This window comes from Qipengyuania sp. B-5 (assembly GCF_056857815.1).
Window position 1 is genome coordinate 15,603 of sequence record NZ_JBSXNU010000050.1, and the last position, 26,076, is coordinate 41,678.

General features: G+C 60.3%; 27 protein-coding genes, 1 tRNA gene and 1 other annotated feature. Of the genes, 13 read left to right on the forward strand and 15 right to left on the reverse strand.

Going from position 1 to position 26,076, the window contains the following annotated elements:
* Positions 1-28: 28 nt before the first annotated feature.
* A complete protein-coding gene (locus tag AC13CE_RS09970; protein ID WP_473822523.1) occupies positions 29-1,606 on the reverse strand; it encodes a hypothetical protein in 1,578 nt (525 codons plus the stop codon).
* A gap of 261 nt (positions 1,607-1,867) precedes the next feature.
* Here AC13CE_RS09970 and AC13CE_RS09975 point away from each other — a divergent pair, with 261 nt between their 5' ends.
* The 10 genes from AC13CE_RS09975 to AC13CE_RS10020 all read left to right on the forward strand — a co-directional run bounded on the left by AC13CE_RS09975 (position 1,868) and on the right by AC13CE_RS10020 (position 13,293).
* The gene (locus AC13CE_RS09975) at positions 1,868-2,230 is read left to right on the forward strand and encodes a hypothetical protein (protein WP_221539546.1); all 363 of its coding nucleotides are present in this window, start codon (positions 1,868-1,870) and stop codon (positions 2,228-2,230) included.
* A gap of 162 nt (positions 2,231-2,392) precedes the next feature.
* A complete protein-coding gene (locus AC13CE_RS09980; RefSeq protein WP_482972257.1) occupies positions 2,393-3,025 on the forward strand; it encodes a lytic transglycosylase domain-containing protein in 633 nt (210 codons plus the stop codon).
* A gap of 6 nt (positions 3,026-3,031) precedes the next feature.
* Positions 3,032-3,334, forward strand: a complete 303-nt coding sequence (locus AC13CE_RS09985; protein ID WP_221539545.1) for a TrbC/VirB2 family protein — start codon at positions 3,032-3,034, stop codon at positions 3,332-3,334.
* A 1-nt stretch (position 3,335) separates the two neighbouring features.
* Positions 3,336-3,620 carry a VirB3 family type IV secretion system protein gene (locus AC13CE_RS09990; protein ID WP_221539543.1) on the forward strand — a complete coding sequence of 95 codons (285 nt, stop codon included), beginning with the start codon at positions 3,336-3,338 and terminating at the stop codon, positions 3,618-3,620.
* Positions 3,610-6,042: a VirB4 family type IV secretion/conjugal transfer ATPase gene (locus tag AC13CE_RS09995; RefSeq protein WP_482972258.1), complete on the forward strand. Its 2,433-nt coding sequence runs from the start codon at positions 3,610-3,612 to the stop codon at positions 6,040-6,042. The genes AC13CE_RS09990 and AC13CE_RS09995 overlap by 11 nt, the downstream gene beginning before the upstream one ends.
* Complete coding sequence (locus tag AC13CE_RS10000; protein WP_482972259.1) at positions 6,039-7,211, forward strand: TrbL/VirB6 family protein; 1,173 nt, start codon at positions 6,039-6,041, stop codon at positions 7,209-7,211. The genes AC13CE_RS09995 and AC13CE_RS10000 overlap by 4 nt, the downstream gene beginning before the upstream one ends.
* Positions 7,208-7,987: a TrbG/VirB9 family P-type conjugative transfer protein gene (locus AC13CE_RS10005; protein ID WP_482972260.1), complete on the forward strand. Its 780-nt coding sequence runs from the start codon at positions 7,208-7,210 to the stop codon at positions 7,985-7,987. The genes AC13CE_RS10000 and AC13CE_RS10005 overlap by 4 nt, the downstream gene beginning before the upstream one ends.
* Positions 7,987-9,102: a TrbI/VirB10 family protein gene (locus tag AC13CE_RS10010; protein WP_482972261.1), complete on the forward strand. Its 1,116-nt coding sequence runs from the start codon at positions 7,987-7,989 to the stop codon at positions 9,100-9,102. The genes AC13CE_RS10005 and AC13CE_RS10010 overlap by 1 nt, the downstream gene beginning before the upstream one ends.
* 13 nt (positions 9,103-9,115) lie before the next feature.
* On the forward strand, positions 9,116-10,141 hold the full coding sequence (gene virB11 / locus AC13CE_RS10015; RefSeq protein WP_482972262.1) for a P-type DNA transfer ATPase VirB11: 1,026 nt from the start codon (positions 9,116-9,118) through the stop codon (positions 10,139-10,141).
* Between the two features lie 209 nt (positions 10,142-10,350).
* Positions 10,351-13,293, forward strand: a complete 2,943-nt coding sequence (locus AC13CE_RS10020; RefSeq protein WP_482972263.1) for a TonB-dependent receptor — start codon at positions 10,351-10,353, stop codon at positions 13,291-13,293.
* A gap of 34 nt (positions 13,294-13,327) precedes the next feature.
* Here the strand turns inward: AC13CE_RS10020 and AC13CE_RS10025 are convergent, their stop codons facing one another.
* Positions 13,328-14,068 carry a queuosine precursor transporter gene (locus AC13CE_RS10025; RefSeq protein ID WP_482972264.1) on the reverse strand — a complete coding sequence of 247 codons (741 nt, stop codon included), beginning with the start codon at positions 14,066-14,068 and terminating at the stop codon, positions 13,328-13,330.
* Positions 14,069-14,127: 59 nt separating this feature from the next.
* Between AC13CE_RS10025 and AC13CE_RS10030 the strand changes: the two genes are divergently transcribed.
* Positions 14,128-14,204 (forward strand) — tRNA-Arg (locus tag AC13CE_RS10030).
* Positions 14,205-14,319: 115 nt separating this feature from the next.
* On the opposite strand, the gene AC13CE_RS10035 is transcribed toward AC13CE_RS10030, so the two are convergent.
* The 13 genes from AC13CE_RS10035 to leuC all read right to left on the reverse strand — a co-directional run bounded on the left by AC13CE_RS10035 (position 14,320) and on the right by leuC (position 24,888).
* Positions 14,320-15,570, reverse strand: coding sequence for a GGDEF domain-containing protein (locus AC13CE_RS10035; protein WP_482972265.1), 1,251 nt, complete (start codon positions 15,568-15,570; stop codon positions 14,320-14,322).
* A gap of 171 nt (positions 15,571-15,741) precedes the next feature.
* Positions 15,742-16,083 (reverse strand): TraR/DksA family transcriptional regulator, encoded by a 342-nt coding sequence (locus tag AC13CE_RS10040; RefSeq protein ID WP_482972266.1) that lies wholly within the window; start codon positions 16,081-16,083, stop codon positions 15,742-15,744.
* Position 16,084: 1 nt separating this feature from the next.
* Positions 16,085-16,951: a universal stress protein gene (locus tag AC13CE_RS10045; protein ID WP_482972267.1), complete on the reverse strand. Its 867-nt coding sequence runs from the start codon at positions 16,949-16,951 to the stop codon at positions 16,085-16,087.
* On the reverse strand, positions 16,951-18,435 hold the full coding sequence (locus AC13CE_RS10050; protein WP_482972268.1) for a SulP family inorganic anion transporter: 1,485 nt from the start codon (positions 18,433-18,435) through the stop codon (positions 16,951-16,953). The genes AC13CE_RS10045 and AC13CE_RS10050 overlap by 1 nt, the downstream gene beginning before the upstream one ends.
* 93 nt (positions 18,436-18,528) lie before the next feature.
* Positions 18,529-18,582 (reverse strand) — a sequence feature (sul1 is cis-regulatory element that is thought to sense ions involved in sulfur or methionine metabolism; They are found in Alphaproteobacteria).
* A 120-nt stretch (positions 18,583-18,702) separates the two neighbouring features.
* Positions 18,703-19,485 (reverse strand): NUDIX hydrolase, encoded by a 783-nt coding sequence (locus tag AC13CE_RS10055; RefSeq protein WP_482972269.1) that lies wholly within the window; start codon positions 19,483-19,485, stop codon positions 18,703-18,705.
* A gap of 287 nt (positions 19,486-19,772) precedes the next feature.
* Positions 19,773-20,105, reverse strand: coding sequence for a Grx4 family monothiol glutaredoxin (gene grxD / locus AC13CE_RS10060; protein ID WP_482972270.1), 333 nt, complete (start codon positions 20,103-20,105; stop codon positions 19,773-19,775).
* Between the two features lie 39 nt (positions 20,106-20,144).
* The gene (locus tag AC13CE_RS10065) at positions 20,145-20,378 is read right to left on the reverse strand and encodes a BolA/IbaG family iron-sulfur metabolism protein (protein WP_482972271.1); all 234 of its coding nucleotides are present in this window, start codon (positions 20,376-20,378) and stop codon (positions 20,145-20,147) included.
* 5 nt (positions 20,379-20,383) lie between these two features.
* Positions 20,384-20,710 carry a DUF1476 domain-containing protein gene (locus tag AC13CE_RS10070; RefSeq protein ID WP_221539474.1) on the reverse strand — a complete coding sequence of 109 codons (327 nt, stop codon included), beginning with the start codon at positions 20,708-20,710 and terminating at the stop codon, positions 20,384-20,386.
* 74 nt (positions 20,711-20,784) lie between these two features.
* Positions 20,785-21,783, reverse strand: a complete 999-nt coding sequence (locus AC13CE_RS10075; protein ID WP_482972272.1) for an NADPH:quinone oxidoreductase family protein — start codon at positions 21,781-21,783, stop codon at positions 20,785-20,787.
* Complete coding sequence (gene leuD / locus AC13CE_RS10080; protein ID WP_482972273.1) at positions 21,780-22,391, reverse strand: 3-isopropylmalate dehydratase small subunit; 612 nt, start codon at positions 22,389-22,391, stop codon at positions 21,780-21,782. Before leuD ends, AC13CE_RS10075 begins: the two co-directional genes overlap by 4 nt.
* Entirely contained in the window at positions 22,391-23,227 is an 837-nt protein-coding gene (locus AC13CE_RS10085) for an N-acyl homoserine lactonase family protein (protein ID WP_482972274.1), read from the reverse strand. The genes leuD and AC13CE_RS10085 overlap by 1 nt, the downstream gene beginning before the upstream one ends.
* Positions 23,228-23,253: 26 nt before the next feature.
* Positions 23,254-23,412: an isopropylmalate isomerase gene (locus AC13CE_RS10090; RefSeq protein WP_160608011.1), complete on the reverse strand. Its 159-nt coding sequence runs from the start codon at positions 23,410-23,412 to the stop codon at positions 23,254-23,256.
* 39 nt (positions 23,413-23,451) lie between these two features.
* The gene (gene leuC, locus AC13CE_RS10095; RefSeq protein ID WP_482972275.1) at positions 23,452-24,888 is read right to left on the reverse strand and encodes a 3-isopropylmalate dehydratase large subunit; all 1,437 of its coding nucleotides are present in this window, start codon (positions 24,886-24,888) and stop codon (positions 23,452-23,454) included.
* A 122-nt stretch (positions 24,889-25,010) separates the two neighbouring features.
* Here leuC and AC13CE_RS10100 point away from each other — a divergent pair, with 122 nt between their 5' ends.
* Positions 25,011-25,433, forward strand: a complete 423-nt coding sequence (locus AC13CE_RS10100) for an acyl-CoA thioesterase (protein WP_482972276.1) — start codon at positions 25,011-25,013, stop codon at positions 25,431-25,433.
* Positions 25,434-25,471: 38 nt separating this feature from the next.
* On the forward strand, positions 25,472-25,990 hold the full coding sequence (locus tag AC13CE_RS10105) for a sterol desaturase family protein (RefSeq protein WP_473822115.1): 519 nt from the start codon (positions 25,472-25,474) through the stop codon (positions 25,988-25,990).
* Positions 25,991-26,076 lie beyond the last annotated feature (86 nt).

A 26,076-nucleotide genomic window follows, 5' to 3' on the forward strand; every position in this document is an offset into this window, starting at 1 on the left:
CGCGCGCCCCCGCTCATTTTGCTTGCAATCAGTCGTAGACCGGCAGGCTGGTGCAGGCCGAGGTGGAGCTGTCGAACGTCACCGTTGCGGAGGTGCAGGTCCAGCCGTTCACCCAATCGGCATTTTCGGCGAATACTGCGCCAATCCGCTCCGGCAGTTCGAAGAAGGATCCCCAAGCGGTGACGTCGAAGACCGGTACAGCGTCTTCGTTGGAGCCGTTCAGGAACAGCATCGAAAGAGTGTTCGTGAAGGCCGAGTTGTTGTTGGTGCCGTTATCGAAGACACTCTCCATTTCGGCTGCGGTAGAGCCCGAACCGTCACGGAACGGAGTTTCGCAGTCGAGCACGAAGCTGTCGAAAGCGACCGGACCGGCTTCATCGATCGAGGCGTTGGCAGCGCGGAAGAGTTCTTCCTGTCCGTCGACGCGCAGGCAGGCCGTGCCCTGGTTCGAAACGAGAACCGAATTGGCGATCGAATAGTCGGCGAAGCCGCGGATGCGGATAGCCTGATCATCGGCTTTCTGGTGAACGAAGGTGGCATTCGAGATGCGCGTGTTCTGGCGCGGCGTGCTGTCGTTGAAGGCGTTGTCCGAGTCCGATTCGATGATCGTATCGCCGGCGCCAGGACGCTGGACGGCGATGACATACTGCAGATTGGCTTTGACGCCCGTGTCGGTGTCGATTGAGTCGTCTTCCGCGCCGACCACGATCAGGTTGGAAAGGTTTACGCGGCCACCAAAGAGCTCGATGCCGTCATCCGAGCTGTTGAAGCTCATGATGTGGCTCAGTTCGGTGCCCGAGCCGGTGCCGCCGGTGGTCAGCGATTGAAGTTCGCTGTCACCCGAAAGGACGAAGCCGGAATAGCGGATCTGCACGTAGCTCATGCTGCCGGAACTGTCGTCCGGCGTCGCGCCGCCGAAGATGGCGGGCTGGGCTGCGCCTTCGACCTGGCGCTCGCAGTTGACCGAACCGGGAACTGCACCGGAAGCGATACAGTCGGTAACCGGTGCGCGGCCCGAAAGTACGACGCCGCCCCACTGGCCTGACGAGCTGTCGGTATTGAGGCCCTGCACGTTGTCGCGGCTGGTGAAGATGATCGGACGGTCGGCAGTGCCGTTCGCCTGGATGGTATTGCCGCGGTTGACGTTCAGGAAGCTCGAACCGGAAGCGTAGACGATCACACCCGGCTCTATCGTCAACTGGACATTGGTATCGGACAGGCCGTCGCTATCGTCAGGAGCCGGTCCCCCGTCGGCGCCGACATCGACGCGGCCGTTCATGCGGTAAAGCAGACCTTCGATGTAAGGCAGGGTGGAGCTTGCGGTGAATTGCGCGGGCATCGTGCACACGCGATATTCACCGGTCGGGCCAGAGATGGTGCCGCTATCGGTCAGACCTACGGGATCGCTGATGGTCGGGCAGCCAGCTGCCGGCGTTACCTCGGAAGAAGGCGGAGTAGGGGTCGGAGTCGGCGTGGGCGTACCGCCGCCGCCGGGATTGATGATGACGTCGCCGCCGGTGCCGGGTGAAACGATTTCATCGGCGCCGCAACCGGCAAGGGCCAGTGCGGAAGTGCCAAGAATGAGCGAGCGGTGGAAATTGGTCACGGATGCGGTCCCCTCAAAAAACCGGATGAGTCGAGAATTTCGAAATGCGAATTCGTTGATCGCGACTCGCCAGCTAGGGGCTGCGTGTGACAGTTTATGTCGCTTCGTGACCGTTATGTTGCAGTTTCAACAGATTCCGAGACCGGATGCGTACATTTCAAAAATGTGACAATGTTACGGTTTTGTTGCAGTCGAGCCTGCTGGGGCGTAGTTATTCCCTACAAGTTTGGGAGAACGACTATGTCTGTGTTGGCTGCAACTATGTTGCTATTCGCTGCCGAAGGGCCTGTGATGATCGTGTCCGCGCCCGATGCGCAGTACGATATCGGATATGAAGAACTCGCCGCCGGACAAGACCGTGCTGCGCTCGAAGCGATCGAGAATTGCAGGAGTTTGCCGGCCGACGATCCGGCGCGACAGATCAATCATGCGATCGCTCTTGCACGACTGGGTGAGTACGATGCGGCCAGGCAGAGCTTTGCCGCCGCGGCGCGCAATGCCGACCGCCTCGAGTTGGAGACCGCGACCGGCAACTGGATCGATTCCCGCGTCCTTGCGCGCCGCGGTCTCGCCATGCTGGATGACGGCCAGTTCGCCGATTACGAGGCGCTTGCAGTGCGCTAAAACAAAGCAGTTACCGAGGAATCTCCAACTGGGCCCGTCTTTACCGTTAGGGAAAGGCGGGCCTTCTTCTATGCAGCCCGAGGAAATTCTGGCATAATCAGCTTTCTGTCACCCCAATGTCATGTAGGGTGGCCAGTGGGGTCGCACGGAGGGTGTCCGACTATGATTCGCGCACACTTGGCGCCGCTTGCAGGATTGGCCTGTATGGCGCTGACCGCCTTCCCGGCGAAGGCGGATGTCATGGAGATTGATGCGGACGGCGCGCGCTGGGTAGCTGGCGGGCAGGCCGCGGTTGCTCCTGCGCATATGATGAGCGCCGATTACGATGCTCCGATTGCAGAAGTCCCGGCTGAAATCTTCGTTCCCGAAAATATCGTCGGCGACCCGGCGCAACATGCGGCGGGCGTTCCAGAGCCATACCGGGCGAAGGTGGCGGAACTCGCCGCGCGTTTCGATCTCAGCGCCTCTTTGATAGAAGCCATGGTATGGCAGGAAAGCCGCTGGCGGCATGAGGCGGTTTCGCCCGTGGGCGCACAGGGTTTGGCCCAGTTGATGCCGGGGACGGCGCGCGATCTAGGCGTGGATCCCCGCGATCCTTTTGCCAATCTCGAGGGCGGGGCGCGGTATCTGCGGGAGCAGCTCGACAGGTTCGACGGGGATCTGGAAAAGGCGCTTGCCGCTTACAACGCCGGTCCGGGCAGGGTGGAGCGGGCCAAAGGCATCCCGCGCATTCGGGAAACGCAGAATTACGTGGCCGCCATAATGGGGCGCCTTGCAGATCACTCACGGGAGTAGACAATTTTGAAATCGCTTTTCGCCAAGTTGGCGGTTCTTGCCGCCCTTCTCAGTCCCACCGCCGCCATGGCGCAGGTCCAGCAGGATCCTGCCGGTTCGGGCCCGATCGTCAATGCACTGGGCTGGCTGCAGGGCACTCTTTTAGGCAATGTCGCTACTGCGGTTGCCGTCATGGCCGTCGCGGCCGTGGGCTTCATGATGCTCACCGGCCGCCTGAACTGGCGTTTCGGCGCGACGGTCATAATCGGCGTGTTCATCCTCTTCGGGGCGGCTTCGATCGTTGCCGGTATCCAGGGCGTGGCGGCATAGGATGACCGCCCTGGTTCGCCACCCCGTCCACAGAGCGCTCACACGGCCGCAGATGTTTGCGGGCGTGACGTTCAACTATTTCATCATCAACGGGGTGGTGACGACCGAGGTATTCCTTATCACCGGCAGTTTCTGGGCGCTGTTCGCAGCGCTCGTGATGCATGGTGTGGGTTATTTCGCCTGCCTTCGTGAGCCGCGCATCTTCGATCTCTGGATCACCAAGGTTTCGAAGTGTCCGCGGGTCAGGAATTACAAACGCTGGGGGTGCAACAGCTATGCCGCGTAACGGCAAGTGGATCGGCCCTGCCTCGTGGAGTGCCAAGGAAGCCCGTGCTGGCGACCGGCTGCCCTACGCCAGGTTGGTCGATGAGCATACGGTGCTGATGCGTGACGGCAGCGTGATGACAGTAATTCAAGTCCCCGGCCTGCTGTTCGAGACCGAGGACAGCGAGGCGCTAAACGCACATGCGGCAACGCGCGAGGTAATGCTTCGCAGCACCCTCGATGCGCGGTTCGTCATGTATCATCACGTCATCCGCCGCCGCGTTTCGGTGGAGCTTGACGCAGAATTTCCCGATCCGATCAGCCGCCATATCGATGCGCGCTGGAAGGAACGGCTGGGGTCTGGCCAGCTCTTCGTGAACGACCAGTTCATCACGCTTATCCGCCGCCCCGCGCGCGGCAAGGCAGGCCTGGTCGAGCGGATTTCGAAAAAAGCGAAGCGTCGTCAGCAGGAACTTGAAGCCGATCCTAAGGATTTGCGCTCGCTACGTGCGGCGTCGCAGGGGCTTGTTGCATCATTGCAGGCCTACGGGGCTGCGGTCCTCGGCGATTACGTTGGGCCGCAAGGCAATGTGAACTCCGAAATGCTGGAGCTGCTTTCTGCGCTTTACAACGGCGAGATGCGGCCGGTTCGCAAGCCATCGGACGATGTCGATCTGGGAATGATGCTGCCCTATCGCCGCGTCAGCTTCGGTCTGGACGCGCTCGAAATGCGTGGCTCGGGTTCGCCCGATTTCGCATCAATTCTCGGCCTCAAGGATTATCCCGAGGCGACCAGCCCGGGCTTGCTCGATGGGCTTCTGCGCCTGCCGTTCGAGATGGTCGTTTCCGAAAGCTACGCTCCTGCCGAGCGCCAGACCGCGCGCGAACGCATGGACCTCGCGATCAGACGCCTCAAGAGCGCGGACGAGGAAGCCGCCGCGGAGCGGGCCGATATGATGGCTGCGCGGGACGCGCTGGGCAATGGTGCAGTCGGTTTTGGCGATCATCACCTGACCGTTATGCTCAAGGAACGCGACCTGGGTCGACTGGACGATGCGACTGCCGCCTGCGCCGCGGCGTTGGCCGATACCGGCGCGATCGCCGTGCGCGAAGACACGAATCTCGAACCTGCCTTCTGGGGCCAGTTTCCCGGTAATGAAAGTTATCTCGTCCGCCGCGCGCTGATCTCCAGTGCAAACATGGCGAGCTTCGGCAGCCTGCATGGTTTCGCGCTTGGTCAGGCGCAGGGCAATCATTGGGGCGAGGCAGTCACGCTACTGGAAACCACCAGCGCCACGCCTTTTTTCTTCAATTTCCACCATGGCGATCTCGGCAATTTCTCGGTCATCGGGCCGTCCGGGTCGGGTAAGACCGTGGTGATGAACTTCCTGGCTGCGCAGGCGCAGAAATTCTCGCCTCGCACGATCCTGTTCGACAAGGACCGCGGTGCCGAACTTTTTGTCCGTGGCATTGGCGGTCGTTACGATAGCATCCGCGCAGGCGAACCGACCGGCTTCAATCCGATGGCGCTGCCCGATACGCCCGGCAACAGGGCCTTCTTGCGGGATTGGCTGAGCGTCTTGCTCAAGGCCGAAGGACCCGAAGAAGATGCGACAATCTCGCAGGCGGTGGATGCAGCCTATGCGAACGACGCTTCACTGCGCCGCATGCGCCACTTCAAGGAGTTGCTTTCGGGCAGCCGTCGCCCGCAACCAGGTGATCTTGCGGACCGTCTCGGCGCCTGGATCGGCGAGGGCGAGAATGCCTGGCTGTTCGACAATGCCGAAGACAGGCTCGATTTGAGTGCGCGGGTGCTCGGCTTCGACATGACTGCGCTGCTCGAAAACCCTAAATTGCGCACGCCGACCATGATGTATCTCTTCCACCGGATCGAGGAACGGCTGGACGGCAATCCGACCATGATTCTGATCGACGAGGGCTGGAAAGCGCTCGACGACGAAGTGTTCGCCGCACGTATTCGCGACTGGCTCAAAACACTGCGTAAGCGCAACGCCCTGGTCGGTTTCGCCACGCAAAGCGCGCGCGATGCGTTGGAAAGTCGCATTTCGACCGCATTGGTCGAGCAAACTGCGACCATGGTGTTCATGCCCAATTCGCGCGCCCGCGCTGAGGATTATTGCGACGGCTTCGGCCTGACTAGCCACGAACTCGCGCTCATCCGGACCTTGCCCGCGCACAGCCGTTGCTTCCTTGTGCGCCAACCCGATGCCAGCGTGGTCGTCCGGCTCGATCTCTCCGGTGCTCCTGAAGTTCTCACGCTACTCTCGGGACGTGAAAGCTCTGTCCGCCGCCTTGACCTGTTGCGTCAGGCGATGGGCGATGCCCCGGCTGACTGGTACCCGACTTTGACCGGCACCGCATGGCCCGGCGGGCCCAACGACGCGCGCGTCGATGACATTGAACTTGGGCTCGCGGCCGAATGACCAGCGCGGCCTGCCAGCAAGCCGCCGAGCAGGTAGGTAACGGAGTGGCCGCTGCGCTGCGCGGTGTGGACTGCGTGGCGGGTGAAGCAAGCGCGCAGGCTTTCGGCAAGCTGTTCGCGTCGGGCGGGGCGCTCAGCTATGCACTGACGGCCATCCTTACCATCTACATCGCTATTTTCGGCTTCCTGCTGTTGACCGGCCGCACCAATATCGGCGTGCGTTCGTTGGTGCCGCGTATGATGACGCTGGGGCTGGTGCTGACCTTCGCTACGAGTTGGGTCGCATACCAGAGCGTCGTATGGAATATGTTCGTTCTTGCGCCCGACTGGCTCGCGGGACAGCTGACGCAGACGCAGGGATCTGCGACCGACGTATTTGCGCAGAAAATTGATGTCGTATTCATCGCGATCCAAGAAGCCAGTGGCAATAATCAGGATTTCTCGGCCTTTTCGCCACACGGGATGATGTGGCTCGGCGCGATGCTGTTCATGCTCGGGACCGTCGGTCTGCTGGTCACCACCAAGATCGCGCTCGGCATCCTCGTGGCCCTGGGGCCGGTCTTCGTCGTGCTGGCGCTGTTCAACGGTACGCGAGGCCTTTTTACTGGTTGGCTCAAGGGGGTGGTTATGTGTGCCCTGGCGCCGCTCTTCGCAGTGCTGGGCGGCTCGATCATGCTTGAGCTGTCGGTGCCGATCCTCGGTGCGCTGACCGCACAACCGGGCGTAGTTCCTGCGCAGGCTGGAATGGCATTTTTCATGATCGGAGCGGTCCATGTCGCGTTGATGATCATGGTGCTGAAAGTTGCGGGCGCGATGGTTTCGGGTTGGACCGTTTTCGGCCTCGTCCCTTCGAAAGAGGACAGCGGCGGCGCATCGTTTTCGACTCCCGCACCGACCGCGGCCTATTCCCAACCGCTAGCACAGGCCCAGGCCGCCACGCAGGTGAGCGCACAGGCACGGCGCATCGACGTATCCGCAATCGCCACCGGTGCCGCTGCCAACGATAGCGGTGCGGGCGGTGCAACGCGCACAACCAAGGTATATGCTACCGCGTCTGGCGGCGCGCAGACGGGGCCGATTGCCACAGGTCCCAGCCGCACCTCGGGCATTGGCAGTCGCTTCAAGGCCGCCCCGCCGCGCAAACTCGGTTCTACGGAGAAAAGTTCATGAAACGCGCGTTTCTTTCCGCGCTCGCACTCTCGCTCGTCTTTCCTCTTGGGGCCACCCCCGCGCAGGCCGACCCGCGCCTGCAAGAGGTAATGTACGACGAACTGGAAGTGTTCAGGCTTCCGGGCCGCGTCAATGTGCAGGCGAGCATCATTTTTGGCGAGGACGAGACCATCGAGAATGTCGCGATCGGCAACTCCCAGACCTGGCAGGTAACGCCCAACAAGCGGGCGAACATCCTGTTCGTGAAGCCGCTCGAACCGCGAGCTGCGACAAATCTCACGGTTGTCACCAGCAAGCGCACCTACCTGTTCGATCTCGTCGCCAGCCCGAATGCGAAGCCCCTGTACGTCCTGCGCTTCAATTACCCGGTCGATCCGGAAGAAGAAGCGCGCAAGGCGGAGTTGGCGCAGGCCGCCGAAAGACCCGAGGCTCCGGCAGATCCTTTTTCTTCGGTAGATCCAGCCGAACTCAATTTCGCATGGAGCGGTGAGGGCGAGGCCACCTTGCTGCCCGAACGCGCCTTCGACGACGGTGAGGCGACTTTCCTGACCTGGCCTGTCGGACGCGACGTTCCTGCAATCCTCGTAACCAATACAAAGGGCGATGAAGGCCCTGTCAATTACACGGTGCGCGGGGATACCATCGTAATCGACGGCGTGCCCCGTTCGATAATCCTGCGTTCGGGCGAGGACAGCGCCACGCTTGTCAATGCAGGCCCCGAACGTGCGTCGGCCCAACGCACCGATGCCGAATTCGCCCAAAGGGGAGACAAATAATGCGCCTCGCCAATCGAATCCCGCAAGCCCCTACGGTGGCGAACGATACCGATCCACGCGACGAAAGCGATGCCGAGATCATCGATCTGGCGCAGCGCAACGCCTTCCCGGCAGTGGCCCGCCCCGGCGGCAAGGGCGATGCAATGGGCATGGTGGCGGGCATTGCCATCGTAGCCGGTCTGGGCGCGGTGACGCTTTGGAGCATGAGTGCAGCACGGGTGCCCGAACCACAGGGCGTTGGCAGTCCGCAGGTTGCGGCACCACCAGCGGCTACGCCCGCAGCGCCGCCTGCAGCCACGATCGACCAACCGACGCCAGCGCAGCAGGCAGCGATGGCCGACCCGGCTCCCTCGCCCGTATTGGCTGCGGCGCCCGAGCCACAGGCCATGGGCAACCCGTACAACAACCCTACGGTCGTATTCGATTCCGGTAGCGCGCTGGCAGGAGCGCCCGAAGGCGTTCCGACCGTAGCTGGAGAAGGTGCTGCGACAGCATCGACCGGCTCTTCTGCGAGTGATTTTGCCAGCAAGGTAGGAGGTGTGGGCGGGGCGCCTGCGCAGGCCAAGGCCATGACCAACCCTTCGACCACGGTCACGCAGGGCACTCTCATCCCGGCAATTCTCGAAACCGCGATCGATACCAATGTGCCCGGCTATGTTCGTGCCGTCGTGAGTCAGGACGTGCGCAGCTTCGATGGCAGGCGGATCCTCGTGCCGCGTTCCAGCCGGCTGATCGGTCAGTATCAGTCGGGTATGCAGAATGGCCAGAAGCGTGCCTACGTTATCTGGACGCGCCTCATCCGCCCAGACGGAGCATCGGTCAATCTTGCCTCGCCGGCTATCGGTTTCGACGGCACGACGGGACTTGAAGGCAAGGTATCGGGCAACGGCTTCTTCAAGCGCTTCGGTTCGGCCATGCTGCTGTCTGTCGTCGGCGGACTGGGAACCTTGGCCAGTGGTGGAGCAGGCGGCATTGTGCTCGGCGGTGCGAGCCAGTCTGCTGCAGCCACCGCAGCCCAGCAGGATGGTCAGCGCGGCCCCACCGTTCGCGTACGCCAGGGTGAACCGATCCGTATCTTCACCGCGCGTGACCTAGATTTCTCACGCGTAAGTTGAAGCGGCACAACCGTTGACTGCCGATATCCATCCTTTCCTGCCGGACGAAGATCCGGAGGGCGATGCGCCCAATGTCGACCTGCAAGGCGAACGAAGCGTCTATCTCGAGGCCTATCTCCGGCCTTTCGCGGAATGGCTGGAACGCGATACTGTTACCGAAATCCTCGTCAACCGTCCGGGCGAAATCTGGATCGAAGATGCGGCAGTTGGCGGGATGCAGAAAGTCCTTCGTTCCGATATCGATGACCGGTTGATCCAGCGCCTCGCAGAGCAAGTCGCGCGGGTAAGTCATCAAGGCATCAATCGCGAGCACCCGCTTCTCGGCGCTACTTTGCCCGATGGCGCGCGCGTGCAGTTTTGCGGGCCGCCAGCAGCGCGTAAGCACTGGGCCATGGCGATCCGCCGGCACCGGAGGCTCGATCTTCCACTCGATGCCTACGACACAGGTCCCCTTGTCCCGGCAGAGCGGGGCGCGATGCCGGATCCCCAGGAACATCCTGTGCCATTCTTGCGCGAAGCGATCCGCCAACGGCGCACTATCCTGGTTTCAGGCGGCACCAGCACGGGCAAGACAACATTCCTCAACGCCATGCTCGGCGAGATACCCAAACGCGAACGCGTCGTACTGGTTGAGGATACGCCCGAGCTCAAATTGCCCGGCGAAAACGGGGTCGGCCTGGTCGCGGTAAAGGGCGAGTTGGGTGAGGCCAAGGTCACCGCCAACGAACTCCTTCAGGCTGCCCTGCGTCTGCGTCCCGACCGGATTGTCCTGGGCGAATTGCGCGGCGCAGAGAGCGTCAGCTTCCTTCGCGCGATCAACACCGGCCATCCAGGTAGCTTCTCTACAATTCACGCCAACTCCTTGCGCGGCGCGCTCGAGCAATTGTCGCTGATGGTGATGCAGACCGGTATCGGTCTCACGCGTTCTGATACTATCGCCTATGCGGCGAGTGTAATCGATGTCTTTGTGCAATTGAGCCGCGATTCGAGCGGGAAACGCGGTATCGCCCATATTGCACAGAGCGACGAGCTTCTCTGACCTCTATCGGCACGCGAAAACCAGAAATGGTCACAGCCTCCCTATGCCGTAGCGTCAGTTTGCATTCCAGAAATTGCTGCGCTGCAACAACAAATCCGAAACCCTAGGTTTTGCGCAACATTCCTGCGCAAAACCTTGCCTGCATACGAATGTATGATAGCTTCATGACAGGCCTCCGTCATGAGAGGTGAGGGATGAGGAGAGGGTTTATGAGGATCAGGGCCACCCTGATGGCCGGCATTTGCGCCGGTGCACTTGCAGTTCCAGCATACGCTCAAGATGTTACCGGTGACGACAGCGAGTCCGGCATTGCGGAGGAAACCACCTCCGAACGTGTCATCATCGTGACCGCCCAGCGTCAGGCGCAGAGCTTGCAGGAAGTTCCGATCGCAGTCAGCGCCTTCGATACCGAGGCGCTCGAAGCGCAACAGATCGAAAACGCCAGCGATCTGCAACTCACATTGCCAAACGTTTCATTCACCAAGTCGAACTTTACCAGCTCGAGCTTCACCATCCGCGGCATTGGCGACCTGTGTGTGGGTGTGACCTGCGACAGTGCCACTGCAATCCATGTCAATGGCTCGCCGCTGTTCGGCACACGCTTGTTCGAAACCGAATATTTCGACCTCGAACGGGTCGAGGTGCTGCGCGGGCCGCAAGGAACGCTGTTTGGCCGCAACGCGACCTCGGGCGTGGTCAATGTGGTTACCGCCAAGCCCGACCTGACTGGATTTGGCGCTGCGGCCGATTTCGAATACGGCAATTACGACAGCTTCAAGGCTAAGGGTATGGTCAACCTTCCCATCGGCGATGCCATTGGCGTGCGCCTGGCGGGGTTCTATCTCAACCGTGAAGGCTATACCGACAATCTCTACGACGGGAGCCAGATCGATGATCGCGACATGTACGCGATCCGCGGCTCGCTCCGCTTCGAGCCGACCGCTTCGACTACGCTCGACTTCATGGGATATTACTTCCGCGAGGACGACAATCGCATGCGCATTCAGAAGCAGATGTGCCAGCGCGATCCCACAGGCGTGCTGGGGTGTCTCGCAAACCGGCTCGATTTCGACAAGACCAACGCCAACTCCACCCTCGCTTCGGTGCTGACGTCGCAGGAATTGTTCGGTCTCCAGGGAATTCCGACCTCGCTCGCGCTGGGCAGTGTCTATGGGCCCGATGGTTATGCCAACAACGTCGAGCCCGACGATGTGCGCAAGGTCTTTACCGCTTTCACACCGGAGTATTTCTCCGATGAAATGCAATTGCAGGCGCATCTGGACCAGGGCCTGGGCGCGATGAACCTGTCGCTGACCGGCATCTACCAGGAAACCTCGGTCGATTCGCGTCAGGACTACAACCTCGGCATTCTGGACCGGACTGGCTATGCGGTTGCGCTCAACACATTGCAGGCGTTTGCGGACAATGACCTGATCTTCCCCGGCTCATCGGCATATTTCTCGCCGATCGCCGACGCACTGATCCCCAACGGTCCCAACGGCGCGCTGTGTGCCTCGAACAATTTGTCTGAAAGCCAGGGCGCATTCGAAGGGCATTCGATCTGCAACGATGTCCCATTGACCTTCGACCGGTCGAACCAGGACCAGACCGCCTGGTCGGCAGAAGCCATCCTGTCGAGCGACTTCGACGGGCCGCTCAACTTCCTGATCGGCGGTATCTATGCCGAAACCGAAGTTTCCGAGAACAGCTATTACGTCAATGCCTTCGGCCTCGACTATGCGACCGGCATTCTCGGTACGTTCTCCGCTTTGGCCAATGAGGACGATGAAGGGAACCCGGCTCCACTGCCGCCGTCCTATCTTGCGACCTCGATGTATCGCAACAACACGCAGGACTTCAAACTCAAGAGCTACGGCCTCTTCGGTGAAGTCTATTTCGATATTACCGAGCGCCTGAAGTTCACTGGCGGTCTGCGCTACAACAGTGACAAGAAATCGGTCACGGCACGTACCACGCTTGCCAGTTTCCTGAACCCGTTCAGCAATGATGGCGATCCGTTCGATTCGCCCTTTGTCGGCAGTTACGACGCCGATCCGGGGATGCCGGGCAACCAGCTGGTTCAGACCCGTTCGGTGAGCTTCGACGAGATTACCGGCCGCGCGGTGCTCGATTACGAGATCTCGCCAGACAGCACGATCTACTTCTCCTATTCGCGCGGCTACAAGTCTGGCGGCATTAATCCGCCGCTTTCGCCCATCTTCGACGTACAAGAAAGCTTCGGTTCGGAAAGTATCGATGCATTCGAAATCGGATCGAAGAATACCTTCCTTGATGGCGCCGCGCAGGTGAACCTCACCGGGTTCTACTACAAGTACAAGGACCTGCAGCTGAGCCGCATCGTGGCCCGCACGTCGGTAAACGACACGATCGATGCCAATATATGGGGGGTCGAATTGGAAACGATTCTCTCGCCCAGTTACAACTGGCTGATCAATATGAACGTCAGCTATCTCAACGCGGAGGTCGCGGGAGATCAGTTCTTCTCCAACCCGCGAGACCCCGGCGGTGGCGATCCGGACGCGGTAATCATCAAGGACCTTGGCAACGGTTCGCTGTGCGCGGTCACGGGGGCAGGGGCGGACGCATTCGTCGCCGCAGTGAACGATTCGCTCGGCTTGCAGGGCCCGACCGAATTTCCGGCGGACGGCGGCATAGCATCTTCGGGTGCGTTCAGTATCTGTAGCGTACTCGATGCGCAGTCGGCCAACCCCGTGTTAACTGGACTCTTCGGTCCGGTTTCGGTTCTTAGTCCGGGCGTCGAAGTAAATCTCAGAGGCAACAAATTGCCACAGGCACCTGAGTTCAAGGCGTCCATCGGCGTTCAGTACACGGCTGAATTCGGAAGCGGCTGGTCTCTTGTTCCGCGTGTCGATGTCGCGATGACCGGCGAGCAATACGGGAACGTATTCAACGGGAACGTAAACCGGATCGAGCCCTTCGTGCAAGCTAACGCACAGATCCAGCTCAATTCTCCGGACCAGCGCTTCTATGTGCGGGGCTTCGTTCAGAACATGTTCGATTCCGACTCCGTCACCGGACTTTATCTGACCGACGCATCTTCGGGTAACTTCACGAATATCTTTACGCTTGATCCGCGGCGCTATGGCATCGCGGTGGGGGCAAAATTCTAGGCTGCGCCAATTGAAGGGAGAGGGCAGGGGGCGGCTATGAGGCCGCCCCATTTGCTGATGCGAAGGGCGAGAAATCTGTCTGGGTATCGAAAATCTCGACGCCCTCGGCACGTTTGAGTTTGCCTACAACCAAATAGGTCAACGGAGTCAGCAGCGCTTCCCATGCGGTCTTGATCAACCATTGTGAAAGTACGACTTGCCACAAAAGTTCGATCGGCCAACCAGCCAACCCCCAAAAGGCAAGTGGATAGAATATAAAGCTATCGAGCCCCTGGCCAACAATCGTCGAACCGATGGTGCGCATCCAGAGATGCTTGCCCTTGGTCCAGATTTTCATCTTGGCGAGGACAAAGCTGTTGGCGAACTCTCCCGCCCAGAATGCGACCATCGAGGCGAATACGATCCGCCAGCTGTTTCCGAAGACGAATTCGTAGGATTCCTGCCCAGGCCAGCCGTCTGCGGGAGGTAGCTGGACGACGGCCCACGCCATGAATGCCATGAAGAGCAGCGCCGCAAATCCAGTCCAGATCACGCGCCTTGCGCGGGCGTAACCGTATACTTCGGTCAGTATATCCCCGATGATATAACTGATCGGAAAGAATAAAACGCCAGCTCCGAAAGACCATGCGCCGATGCCGGGCAAGATGACATAGCTGGGCTTCGAGGCGCCGATCAAATTCGACAGCAGCAAGATCGTGACAAACGCCGCCATGACGAAGTCGTAATAGCGAAAGCTTATTGGCTGCGGCGCCGCATCGAACTCGTGCTTTTCCATAACGCGGTGCCTATCTCCGATTGGCGCTTTGGCAAAGCCGCGTTATGGCGGACCGGTGCGCGCCCGTAGCTCATCTGGATAGAGCGCGAGACTTCTAATCTTGAGGCAGCAGGTTCGAGTCCTGCCGGGCGCGCCAAATAGATTGGCGCTGGCGACAGAATGGCTGGATGAAGCGAGCCGCAGCGAAAAGGCGCTGCCCGAGTTAGCGTGGCGGCAAGCCGGGAGCTTTCGCTGCGCAACAGCACGAAACATTATCGGAGATTCAGGCGGTCAAGTGTATCGAAACTTCGCTCATCTCGCGACGTAGCGGCATCCTTCACACCCGGCCCGACAATGGCGGGGATCAACTCTGAAAATCTCACGGAAACATTGTTCCGACCGCGCGCCTTTGCATCGTAGAGCGCGAGATCCGACCTCCGGCAAAGATCCGAGAGTTGGTCCGTTGGCTGCAGTTGCGCCAGGCCAAATGAGGCAGTGATGGCTTTGACGCTATCTAACCGCTTGGGCAATTGCTGCGAAATAGTCTCCCGTATGCTCTCCGCAATCCGATAGGCTTCCTTCGCATCCTTGTCGGAAAGCAAGATAGCAAACTCCTCACCTCCGAGACGTGCGACCAGATCCTCGCTTCCGATTGCACCCGAGAGCAGTGCGGCAAGATCCGAAATTACCAGGTCGCCGACGGAATGGCCGAAGTTGTCATTGATCGTTTTGAATCGATCGATGTCGATCATGACAAGTGTGAGTGGCGCACCCCGGCGTTTCGCTTCTTGCAGCATCCGGTCGCCATGAGACTCAAAGCCTCGACGGTTGAAGATTCCGGCGAGCAAATCGGTCTCCGACCTGTTCACCATCTCGATCGTCATATCCCGCATCATGATCAGTAACAGCGTCAGGGCGAGCGCGATCACTATGATTGCTCCCATGGTTTGCGAGATGGCTGCGTAGTTCGAAGCGAGATACCCCTGGGGTGCATCCGCAACGCCACCGTATTGCCAGGCCAGCAACGGCTTCAGGAGATAGATGAATGCGGCCAATCCGCTTATGGTGGCCAAGAGATTTTCGAGAGCCATCCTTCTTTGTGCCCGCAGAACGATAACTGTGATCAGCACTTGCAACGCAGCATATGGGAGCTGATACAGCAGAACGCGCAGGGTCGACCCATATGGTAGGCCGAGTATGAGCGGCACGAGGGCGATAGCGAATGCCCATGTGATTGCCACGGCTAAAACCGGCAATTTGACACGGTAATGCACGGAAACGCCGATAACTCCGAATGTCATCGAAACCAGATAAGTCGCGAAAATCGCGACCACCGTCAGCGACGGTTCCGACAAGCCGGGCAAGATAAACTCCAAGCCTACATTGACTACCCCCAACGCGTAAGCTGCCGCTAGCCAGCGCGCCCCGCGAGCTGTCGAATTTGTCTTCGCAACCACCCCAAACGCAAACGCGAACAGCATGGCGATGAACATGTTGATGCTGAGGACGAAGGCTGCTGTCATGGTTCGTCCATCGATAGGCTAAGACTTGCTAAGGCACGAGTGCAAAGAGGCAGTTAAGAAGCCATTTAAATCTGTCGGAGTGCCGCTGGATTATCCCGTGTGCCAGCGAACCAACCCGTTAAACTGGAGAACGCAGGGGGCTGCCGAAATGGCAGCGTGGGCGTGCTGTGTTCAGCTATTTCTACCGGCACACTCCAGGCATTTCACCACTGTGGGACTGTTTCGCAGCCGAGCCTCGGCAATCTCGTCGCCGCATCCGATGCAGTAACCGAATTCGCCTTCTTCGATACGCTGGAGTGCAGCGGCGATGGCGGTCCGTTCGGACTTGCGACGCCGCTCCTGCGCCAGTGCCATGGCCTGCACCTGCATTGCATCGATACGCGAGAGACGACCGACACTTTCCTGGTCGAGCGCGACCGGATCGCGATCGGAAGCAGTGATGCTATCCTGCTCGTCTAGCTCGCTCAGGCGCTGCAGGAGAAGGTCGCGGAAGGAAGCGGGGTCGACTGGCATGCTAGCGCACCATCAGCACCGGCACCTTGACGGTGCGAACCATCTCGGCAGTCGTACTGCCAACGATCATGCGGCGGATCGGCGAATGTCCATAGGCGCCCATGAGGAGCAAAGCGTGGTCGGTAGAGGCGACCACCCCCGGTATGACCTGTTCTGCTTTTCCGCGCTCCATAACTGCAGTAACCGGATGATCGGAAGCGAAGACTGCCTCAGCATTTTCGAGTTGAGCGCGTTTCACCTCACCTTCCGCTTCGGCCATCACAATCGTCACCGGCAGCCTGTCGAATAGTGGAGACTTCGCGAGCCGTTCGAGCGCACGTTCGGCAGCCGGGCTGGCATCGTAGGCGAACACGATATGCTTCGGTTCGTAATATTCGCGTGAAGCGACCAGCACCGGTTTGGCACTGGCCCTGACTACACGCTCGATCATGGAGCCGATATGGTCGGAGGCATATTCATGCCCGACGCCGCGCTTGCCCATGACAACGACGCGCGCATGATCTTCGCGCTCGAGGATCGTCTCGACCACTCCGCCATGGCGGTGTAGCGTCGAGACATCGGCAATGCCCGCCTCGCGCAGCAACTGTTCGCCTGCGGCCAGCAGCACCCGGCCCTTCTCGATCTCGGTTCGGCTGCTTTCTTCCGACAGGCGGACCAGTTCGTCCATAAGGTCGCTTTTCACGCCCAGACCGATGGCGCCAGACAGATCCTTGCGCGCCGTGATCGGGTCTTGTCTTTGAACGACATGAAGCAGTTCGACCGGCAATGACAGCCGCTTGGCAGCCCATCCGGCATAGCCGCACACGCTGGTTGCGTAGGCCGATGCGTCGATCGCCGCGAGGACGTTTTCCATTGCTGTTTCTCCCATCAGTGTCCTCCCAGCTGCGCATCGGCGCCAAGCTTGTCATGTATAGCATAGCGCTCGATCATGGCGGCGCTCGCATCGTTCAGGCCGCGGACTTCGACTATCGTGCCTTCGCGGCGAAATTTGAGTATCGCCTTGTCGAGCGTTCCCACCGCCGAGATGTCCCAGAAGTGCGCGCGGCTCACGTCGATCACCACCCGGTCAAGCACTTCCTTGTAGTCGAAGGCTTCAACGAAACGATCGGAAGAGGCGAAGAAGACTTGGCCTTCGATCCGGTAAGTCCGGGTTGCACCGTCCCCCGACAACTCGGTGTCGACAGTGAACAATCGCTTCACTTTGCTCGCGAAGAACAGCCCCGACAGGATAACGCCTGCAAAAACGCCTTGCGCAAGGTCATGGGTCCAGACGACGACCACAACGGTAACGATCATGACAACCGAAGACTGCCATGGATGATGCCGGATATCCTTGATCGAGCGCCATGAGAACGTTCCGATGGAAACCATGATCATGACGGCCACCAGCGCAGCCATCGGGATGATTGCTACCAGCGGGCCCAGGACCAGCAAGAGGAACAGCAGAAATGCACCTGCCGTAAAGGTCGATAGCCGTGTCTCGCCACCAGACTTCACATTGATCACCGACTGGCCGATCATGGCGCAGCCACCCATGCCGCCCAGGAAACCGGTGAAGAAGTTGGCGATGCCCTGGCCCTTCATTTCCTGCTGCTTGTCGGACTGCGTATCCGTAAGATCGTCGACGATCTGCGCAGTTAGCATGGACTCGAGCAAGCCCACTGCCGCCATGGTTGCCGAATAGGGCAGGATGATCTGAAGCGTCTCAAGCGTGAACGGGACGTCCGGAATGAGCCAAGCGGGTAAGGATGAGGGCAATTCGCCCATATCCCCCACGGTGCGCACATCCATGCCCATGTAATAGACCACCGCCGTCAGAATAACGATCGCGACCAGCGGCGAGGGCACGGCTTTGGTCAGCCGGGGCAACAAATATATGACCGCGAGACCCGCTGCGACCAACACATAGGTCAACATCGGCACCCCGGTCAGTTCGGGCAGCTGTGCGATAAAAATCAGGATCGCCAATGCGTTTACGAAGCCGGTGATGACCGAGCGTGAAACATATTGCATCAACAGGTGTAGCCGCAGGAATCCCGCGATGACCTGGATCACCCCCATCAGGATGGTGGCGGCAAAAAGATACTCCACCCCGTGCTGCTGGATGAGAGGCAGGACGAGCACCGCAATTGCAGCGGTAGCCGCTGAGATCATGCCGGGGCGACCGCCTACGAGCGAGATAATCACGGCGATCGAAAAGGAAGCATAGAGACCGACACGCGGATCGACACCGGCGATGATCGAAAAGCCGATCGCTTCCGGGATTAGCGCAAGCGCGACGACGATACCGGCGAGAATATCCCGCCGGGGATTGGAAAGCCATTCGCGCTTCAGCGCGGAAATATCGAACATGTGAACCCTAACACGACTCACACGACCGGCATTCGCACCGATAAGCGATGCAATTGCGACCACGATGTGCGGCCACTAAAAGCCGGTCTGAAAGGTTGTCCCGGGGATAGGCGCCGGGCCGAGCCACCCGGCACGGCCGGGTCCGATGGATGGCGGGCACTTACAGCCAGTCAGACTATGCTGCAAGTGCGAAATCGCGTTATTCAGCTGGGACCGAGAGCACGCACGATAAGAACCCGCTGGAACGGATCGCAAGGAACGGCGCCTTTATCCGCGCGCAACCTTATCCAAGGGCTCACCTGTCACAGGGTACCCTAGATCTTCCCCGATCTCGAGCCAGCTTTTACCGTGGCGATCCCTCATGAACGGAGTGATGGTTCTTACCGGAATGCGATCCGCCTGTTCTTTCGCCGCCGCGAAATTCTCGAACAGGGCGAGGCGCTCCAGATTGCGGCGGGTGGGAAAGATCACCTTGATCTCGCCGCGCTCCGCCGCATCGAGTACGCCTTGCGCCGTAGTCCAGAACAAGTGCGTGTTTTCGGAGAGGTCGGCTTCGATTTCGACCGCGCCGGTACCCAGGTCCGCAATATAGAAGCGTGTATCGTAGACACGCGGGATACGTTCGTTTTTCGGGTACCAACGGGCGAATGGCGTTAGCTGTCCGAGATCGGGCTTCCAGTCGAAATGATCGAGGACGCTGGCGAGATCGCCCGTTTGCAGGAGATAGCGACGCGCGGCGCGGGCCTTGTCGGCATCGATATCGCCCGCAAGGCCGATGACAAGTCCTGTTTCTTCCAGGGTTTCGCGGACGACGGCGATCTGATGCGCTGCTTCTTCGGGATCGAGCGGTCCGCCGATCATCGCGCCCAATTCGAAATCTGCCGGATCGACCCGGCCACCGGGGAAGACGGCCATGCCACCGGCAAACACCATCTCGCGCGAGCGGATGGTCATCAGGATTTCGGGCGGACCGCCATTCCGCGCATTGCGGAATATAACTACCGTTGCTGCGGGTATGCCATCGGGCGGGCTGTCATGGTTCGCGTTCATGGCGACCTGTCTGCCGCCAACTGCCAGTCTTGCCAAGGTGCGATAGTTAACGCGCCCCGTCGGAATTTCTTACATACAGGCCCGAGTGAAAATCGGCGTTAACTATAGAATTACGCTGAATTCCGACTGATTTCGCGTTTGGCACGCGCCATGCATGTTTAGCCGTGTCCCAATGGTCTTCGAGAGGCGGACCGTCCCAGTCTCCTGCGTCTGCCTCCCCGATCACATGAAAAGGCCCGCCCGGTTGTCCCCCGGGCGGGCCTTGTTCTTTGCGATCCGGAAAGGGTTCAGCCTTCGGCCTTGGCGACCTGCTTTTCTTCCATCAACTGCTTGAGTTCGCCGGCCTCGAACATCTCCATCATGATGTCGCTGCCGCCCAGGAATTCGCCCTTCACATAAAGCTGCGGGATTGTCGGCCAGTCGGAATAGGCCTTGATGCCCTGGCGAATTTCCATGTCCTGCAGCACGTCGACGCTTTCGTAGGCAACGCCGCAATGGTCGAGGATGGCCACCGCGCGGCTGGAAAAGCCGCATTGCGGGAAGAGCGGGGTGCCCTTCATGAAGAGGACGACGTCATTGCCTTTGACGATGTCGGAGATGCGCGAATTTACGTCGGACATGAGAGCCCTGCCTTTGGAATTGCTAAAACTGTCAGGAGATCAATTGGGGGCTTGGGTGGTCAGTTGCAAGGCATGGAGCTCGCCCCCCATACGCGCGCCCAGGGCGTCATAGACCAGCTTGTGCTGGGCGACGCGCGTCTTGCCGGCGAACTGAGGTGCAGTGACTTTCGCCGCCCAATGGTCGTTATCGCCTGCGAGATCGCGCATCTCGACCGTCGCGCCCGGAAGCGCCTCTTCGATAAGAGCAACGATATCTTCGGATTTCATCGGCATGAAATTTACTTCTGATCGCTCATGAACTGGCGGCGCGCCTCGATCGAGCATTCATCGAGCTTGGCGCGAATGTCGGCTTCGGAAACGTCGCACTCGGCAGCGGTCAGGTCGCCCAGCAGCTTGCGGACCACATCCTCATCGCCCGCTTCCTCGAAATCGGCCTGGACGACCGCTTTCTTGTAGGCGTCCGTTTCTTCTTCGGTCAGGCCCATCAGTCCTGCCGCCCATTCGCCAAGCAGGCGATTGCGGCGCGCGGCAATCTTGAAATCCGTTTCCTGGTCGAAAGCGTATTTGGTTTCTTCACCGCGTTCGCGATCCTTGAAGTCGGTCATGTCATTCCCCTTGGAAAGAAGTTGAGCCGAGGAATAGGCTCGGCATTCCCGAGCGGCAAGGGCGCATGGGGCGATTAATCCATCGTCACCACAAGCTTTCCGATCGCCCCGCGATTTTCCAGCTTCGTGATAGCCTCATGCGCGCGCTCGATTGGATAGGTCTCGCTGATCAGCGGATTGATCTTACCCGCCTTCCAGAGATCGAACAGTTCGGCGATATTGGCATTGTTCCGTTCCGGCTCGCGCGCAGTGAACGCGCCCCAGAAGACGCCGCGAATGTCGCAGCTTTTCAGCAAGGTGAGATTGAGCGGCATCTTCGCAATTCCTGCGGGGAAGCCGACCACAAGAAAGCGGCCTTCCCAGGCGATCGAACGCAGTGCCGGCTCGGAATAGTCTCCGCCGACGATGTCGTAGACGATGTCGGCGCCATTGGGGCCAACCGCATCCTTGAATGCCTGCGCCAGAGCCTTGGACTGATCCTTGTCGAAGGGGGCGCGGGGATAGATCACGACCTCGTCCGCCCCGGCTTTCTTCGCCACCTCACCTTTCTCTTCGGTGGAGACGGCAGCCACCACGCGGCAGCCATAGGCCTTGGCCAGTTCGACTGCCGAAAGGCCCACTCCGCCGGCTGCGCCGAGAATGAGGACGGTCTCGCCCTCCTTGATGTCGCCGCGGTCCTTAAGCCCGTGGATCGTCGTGCCGTAGGTCATCAGCAGCGCCGATGCCTGGACCAGGTCTATGCCCTCGGGAACCTTGAACAGGCGCGCAGCGGCGACCGCGACCTTCTCCTGCAGTCCGCCATTGCCGACGCCGCAGATGACCTTGTCACCGACTGCAAAACCTTCGACACCTTCGCCCAGCGCCTCGATGGTGCCCGAAATTTCGCCGCCCGGGGCGAATGGGCGGGGGGGCTTGAACTGGTACATATCGCGGATAATCAGCGTGTCGGGAAAGTTGATCGCGCAGGCTGCAACGTCGATCAGCACCTCGCCCTTGCCGGGCGTTGGTGTGTCCACCTCCTCGACGACTAGGGTTTCGGGGCCGCCGGTCTCTTTCGACAGGACTGCTTTCATGCGTGTTCTCTCCGGTTTTTATTGGGCGTGTCGAGCCAGGGAAGCCCGGTCGCGCGCTGTTTCTCGTGATTTTCGATGGCTGCATCGCGCTCCAGCGTCAGCCCGATCTCGTCGAGGCCACCCATGAGGCAATGCTTGCGGAAAGGATCGATTTCGAAAGCGAAACGATCCTGGAACGGGGTAGTGACGACCTGGTTTTCGAGATCGATGGTGATTGGGTGATCCTTCGCGACTTCGAGCAGCCGGTCGACCTGTTCCTGCGGCAGTTCGACCGCCAGGATGCCGTTCTTGAAGGCATTGCCCGAGAAGATGTCCGAGAAACTCGGCGCGATCACTGCGGTAAGGCCCAGGTCGAGCATGGCCCAGGCGGCGTGTTCGCGGCTCGACCCGCAGCCGAAGTTGTCGCCCGCAATAAGGATTGGAGCGCCGGCGAAATCCTCGACATCGAAGGGGTTGCCCGGAGTCTGGCGGATCGTCTCGAAGGCGCCTTTGCCCAAACCTTCGCGGCTGACGGTCTTCAGCCAGTGCGCCGGGATAATGACGTCGGTATCGATATTCTTGAGGCCCAGCGGGATCGCGCGGCCTTCTATGGTCGAAACGGCTTCCACTATTTCGCGCTCTCGGGAAATGCCGGCAGGCGGCCTAGATGGCGCGGATCGTGCTGGATTACGATCGTCGCATCGAGATTGCCGGCCATCTGGTTGAAGCGGTGGAACGAGGCGAGTGTATCGGCGCGATCCGTGTTGAACGTCGGCACGCCCGCGTTTTCGATTTGCTCCTCGAAATGATAGAGATCGCCGGTCAGCATGTAGGTGCCGGACTGCGGCAAATCCACGACCAGCGATTTGTGGCCCGGGGTATGGCCGGGCATTGCCACGATGCGGACCGACCCGTCACCGAAGACGTCATGGTCTCCTGCGATACGCGTCACCTTACCCGATGCGCCTTCGGCCAGCCAGGGGGCGAGCTGCGCACGGGTCGCCTCCATCTGGCCGGAGCTTGCCGCTTCGGCATCGCCGCTCCCGATGAGCAGTTCCGCGCTAGGAAATACCGCCGCCTGGCCGATATGGTCGTCATGGTAGTGGCTGATGCCCACGAAAGTGATGTCGGAGGGCGCAAGGTCAAGTTCGGCCAGCTGTTCGGCGATGGTCCGCTGGACACTTAGAGTGAACACCCATTGCTTCGCGCTGCTGCCCTTGAGCGCCGCCGGCAGGCCGGTGTCCCACAGCAGATAGTTCTCGCCGTTGCGGACAAGGTAGCAGCTGTCGGTCAAAGTGCGAGGCTGGCCATCGTAAAGATGCGTATCTGAGAAGGGTGCGGTGTCGCCGAGTTCGATCGTGCCGCAGTCTAGGCGCCACATCTCGATATCCGGTGCTTCTTGCGCGGTGGCAGGGGCGGCGATGCCCGCCAGCAGGGCGGTCAGAAATACTGATTTCGGCGACATGTTGCTCTCTCCTCTGTAGCGCGATCTCAATCGGTCTCCGGTTTCTCGCCGGAAGGGATCGGCCCCGGCTGCTTCGGCTGGTTTTTCTTTTCGCGGCGCTTGTTCGCATAGAGCAGCGCTGCAGCGATTGCGGCGGAGCCGATCGCACCGGCGATGGCGGCCTTGCCTTTGGGGAGCTTTGTCATGACCCTCTCATGGGATTTGCACGCGCCGAGGGCAAGGGGTCACTCGCCCATCAGTTTGCGTACATCGGTGAGGCGGCCCGTCACCGCGGCGGCGGCAGCCATTGCCGGGCTGAGGAGATGGGTGCGCGAACCCGGCCCCTGGCGGCCCACGAAATTGCGGTTGGAGGTGGAGGCGCAGCGTTCGCCCGGCGGAACCTTGTCCGGGTTCATGGCGAGGCAGGCCGAACAGCCCGGCTCGCGCCATTCGAAACCGGCATCGATGAAGATGCGGTCCAGCCCCTCTTCTTCCGCCTGCCGCTTCACGAGGCCCGAACCCGGCACGGCAATAGCCCAGCGCACGCCCGGTGCCTTCCGGCGGCCTTTCAGGACATCTGCGGCTGCCCTGAGGTCTTCGATGCGGCTATTGGTGCAGGAGCCGATGAAAATGTTTTCGACCGCGACCTCTTCCATCGGGGTGTCCGGGACGAGTCCCATATAGTCGAGGCTCTTGCGTACCGCCTCGCGCTTGGAAGGATCGCCGAAGCTGTCGGGGGAGGGGACCTTGCCGCCGATGGCCACCACATCTTCCGGGCTGGTTCCCCAACTTACGGTCGGCTCGATATCCGTGGCTTGGATGACGACCGATTTGTCGAACTCGGCATCCTCGTCGGTCGCGAGCGAGCGCCACCACCGAACGGCCCGATCCCAATCTTCACCGATCGGCGCGTAAGGGCGACCTTCCAGATATCGGAAAACACTTTCGTCGGGCGCGATCAGCCCAGCGCGGGCACCGCCCTCTATGCTCATGTTGCAGACCGTCAAGCGCCCTTCCACGCTCATACGCTCGAACACCTCGCCGCGGTACTCGATGACGTGGCCTGTCCCGCCCGCGGTGCCGATCACGCCGATGATATGGAGGATGAGATCCTTGGGTGTAACACCGGGTCCCAACTCGCCCTCGACGCGTATTTCCATTGTCTTGCTCGGACGCAGCAGCAGCGTCTGCGTGGCGAGAACATGCTCCACCTCGCTCGTCCCGATGCCGAAAGCCAGCGCGCCGATCCCGCCATGCGCCGCCGTGTGGCTGTCACCGCATACGATGGTGGTGCCGGGAAGCGAGAAGCCCTGTTCGGGGCCGACGACGTGGACGATGCCCTGTTCGGGCGCGACGGCGTCGATGTAGTCGATGCCGAAAGAGGGGGCGTTGGCTTCGAGTGCGGCGAGCTGTGCCGCGCTTTGCGCATCCTTGATGGGCAGGCGCGAACCGTCGGCTGCCGTGCGGGCGGTGGTCGGAAGATTGTGGTCGGGAACTGCCAGCGTCAGATCCGGGCGGCGGACTTTGCGCCCGGCAAGGCGCAAGGCTTCGAAGGCCTGCGGGCTGGTGACTTCATGGACCAGATGCCGGTCGATATAGATCAGGCAGGTGCCGTCATCCTGTCGCTCGACGACATGAGCGTCCCAGATCTTTTCGTAGAGTGTGCGCGGTTTGCTCGCCATGCGCCCAATGTGCGGCAGGGCGGGGGCATTTGGCAAAATGGCAAATCGAAGGGCAGCCCAAGAATGCCTTTTGTCACGAGAGAATCATGGAACCGTAATGTTTTATCTGTTAATTTACATCTATGTCAGCAAAACCCTTCTCTTTTCCGATCAAAGTTCTTCCCGCAGATATCGATTTCATGGGGCATGTGAACAATGCGCGCTACCTGAACTGGGTTCAGGACACGGTGCTGGCGCACTGGCGCAAGCTCGCGCCCGCGGACGAGGTGGCGAGCAAGGCCTGGGTCGCGCTCAAGCACGAAATCACCTATCGCAAGCCGGCCTTCCTCGATGACGAGGTGATTGCCGAAACCGTGCTGGAAAAGATCAAGGGCGCGCGCAGCTTCTACAATACGGTGATCCGGCGGGGCGAAGATGTGCTGGCCGAGGTGAAGAGCATGTGGTGCTGCCTCGATGCCGACAGCCACCGTCCAGCGCGCATCAGCCGTGAAGTCGCGGAAAAATGCTTCGGCATGCCTCGCAAGGCATCGCCTGCGACCGAGTAGGCTTTGCGCCGGAGACCGGCAGCGCCTATATTGCGGTCATGGAAATCGTCTTTCCCATACTGATCGTGTTGGCAACAGTGGCGGCTATGGAGTGGGTGGCATGGGCCAGCCACAAATATATCATGCACGGCTTCGGATGGGGCTGGCACCGCGATCATCACGAGCCGCACGACAATCTGCTGGAAAAGAACGACCTCTATGCCATCGTCGGAGCGGCGGCGAGCATTTCGATGTTCGCGCTCGGCAGCGCGTGGGTAATGGGAGCCGACGCATGGTGGCCAGCAACCTGGATCGGCCTCGGTATCCTGTTCTACGGCGTGATCTACACGCTGGTGCACGACGGGCTGGTCCACCAGCGCTATTTCAAATGGGTTCCGAAGAAGGGCTATGCCAAGCGGCTGGTGCAGGCGCACAAGCTGCACCATGCGACCATCGGCAAGGAAGGCGGGGTCAGTTTCGGCTTCGTCTTCGCGCGCGATCCGGCCAGCCTGAAAGCTGAACTCAGGCGCCAGCGCGAGGCGGGCGAGGCCGTGGTGCGCGAAAGTGCGAGCGGTTGATCTTGCGTGTGCCTGCGATGGGAGCCGGGTGACGAAGTTGACACAGTGTCAACCGGTCAAAAAATAAGGCAAGTTTCTGTTAATAT

Excerpts from the sequence above, each read along its gene's own strand:
- AC13CE_RS10090 (WP_160608011.1), bottom strand. The coding sequence starts at position 23,412 with ATGACAAAGCTCCCCAAAGGCAAGGCCGCCATCGCCGGTGCGATCGGC.
- AC13CE_RS10005 (WP_482972260.1), top strand. The coding sequence starts at position 7,208 with ATGAAACGCGCGTTTCTTTCCGCGCTCGCACTCTCGCTCGTCTTTCCT.
- grxD (WP_482972270.1), bottom strand. The coding sequence starts at position 20,105 with ATGTCCGACGTAAATTCGCGCATCTCCGACATCGTCAAAGGCAATGAC.
- AC13CE_RS10040 (WP_482972266.1), bottom strand. The coding sequence starts at position 16,083 with ATGCCAGTCGACCCCGCTTCCTTCCGCGACCTTCTCCTGCAGCGCCTG.
- AC13CE_RS10070 (WP_221539474.1), bottom strand. The coding sequence starts at position 20,710 with ATGACCGACTTCAAGGATCGCGAACGCGGTGAAGAAACCAAATACGCT.
- AC13CE_RS10020 (WP_482972263.1), top strand. The coding sequence starts at position 10,351 with ATGAGGATCAGGGCCACCCTGATGGCCGGCATTTGCGCCGGTGCACTT.
- AC13CE_RS10065 (WP_482972271.1), bottom strand. The coding sequence starts at position 20,378 with ATGCCGATGAAATCCGAAGATATCGTTGCTCTTATCGAAGAGGCGCTT.
- AC13CE_RS10055 (WP_482972269.1), bottom strand. The coding sequence starts at position 19,485 with ATGAACGCGAACCATGACAGCCCGCCCGATGGCATACCCGCAGCAACG.
- AC13CE_RS09990 (WP_221539543.1), top strand. The coding sequence starts at position 3,336 with ATGACCGCCCTGGTTCGCCACCCCGTCCACAGAGCGCTCACACGGCCG.
- AC13CE_RS09980 (WP_482972257.1), top strand. The coding sequence starts at position 2,393 with ATGATTCGCGCACACTTGGCGCCGCTTGCAGGATTGGCCTGTATGGCG.
- AC13CE_RS09995 (WP_482972258.1), top strand. The coding sequence starts at position 3,610 with ATGCCGCGTAACGGCAAGTGGATCGGCCCTGCCTCGTGGAGTGCCAAG.
- AC13CE_RS10050 (WP_482972268.1), bottom strand. The coding sequence starts at position 18,435 with ATGTTCGATATTTCCGCGCTGAAGCGCGAATGGCTTTCCAATCCCCGG.
- AC13CE_RS10075 (WP_482972272.1), bottom strand. The coding sequence starts at position 21,783 with ATGAAAGCAGTCCTGTCGAAAGAGACCGGCGGCCCCGAAACCCTAGTC.
- AC13CE_RS10000 (WP_482972259.1), top strand. The coding sequence starts at position 6,039 with ATGACCAGCGCGGCCTGCCAGCAAGCCGCCGAGCAGGTAGGTAACGGA.
- leuC (WP_482972275.1), bottom strand. The coding sequence starts at position 24,888 with ATGGCGAGCAAACCGCGCACACTCTACGAAAAGATCTGGGACGCTCAT.
- AC13CE_RS10025 (WP_482972264.1), bottom strand. The coding sequence starts at position 14,068 with ATGGAAAAGCACGAGTTCGATGCGGCGCCGCAGCCAATAAGCTTTCGC.
- AC13CE_RS09975 (WP_221539546.1), top strand. The coding sequence starts at position 1,868 with ATGTTGCTATTCGCTGCCGAAGGGCCTGTGATGATCGTGTCCGCGCCC.
- AC13CE_RS10105 (WP_473822115.1), top strand. The coding sequence starts at position 25,472 with ATGGAAATCGTCTTTCCCATACTGATCGTGTTGGCAACAGTGGCGGCT.
- AC13CE_RS10085 (WP_482972274.1), bottom strand. The coding sequence starts at position 23,227 with ATGTCGCCGAAATCAGTATTTCTGACCGCCCTGCTGGCGGGCATCGCC.
- AC13CE_RS10100 (WP_482972276.1), top strand. The coding sequence starts at position 25,011 with ATGTCAGCAAAACCCTTCTCTTTTCCGATCAAAGTTCTTCCCGCAGAT.
- AC13CE_RS10035 (WP_482972265.1), bottom strand. The coding sequence starts at position 15,570 with ATGACAGCAGCCTTCGTCCTCAGCATCAACATGTTCATCGCCATGCTG.
- AC13CE_RS10045 (WP_482972267.1), bottom strand. The coding sequence starts at position 16,951 with ATGGGAGAAACAGCAATGGAAAACGTCCTCGCGGCGATCGACGCATCG.
- AC13CE_RS10010 (WP_482972261.1), top strand. The coding sequence starts at position 7,987 with ATGCGCCTCGCCAATCGAATCCCGCAAGCCCCTACGGTGGCGAACGAT.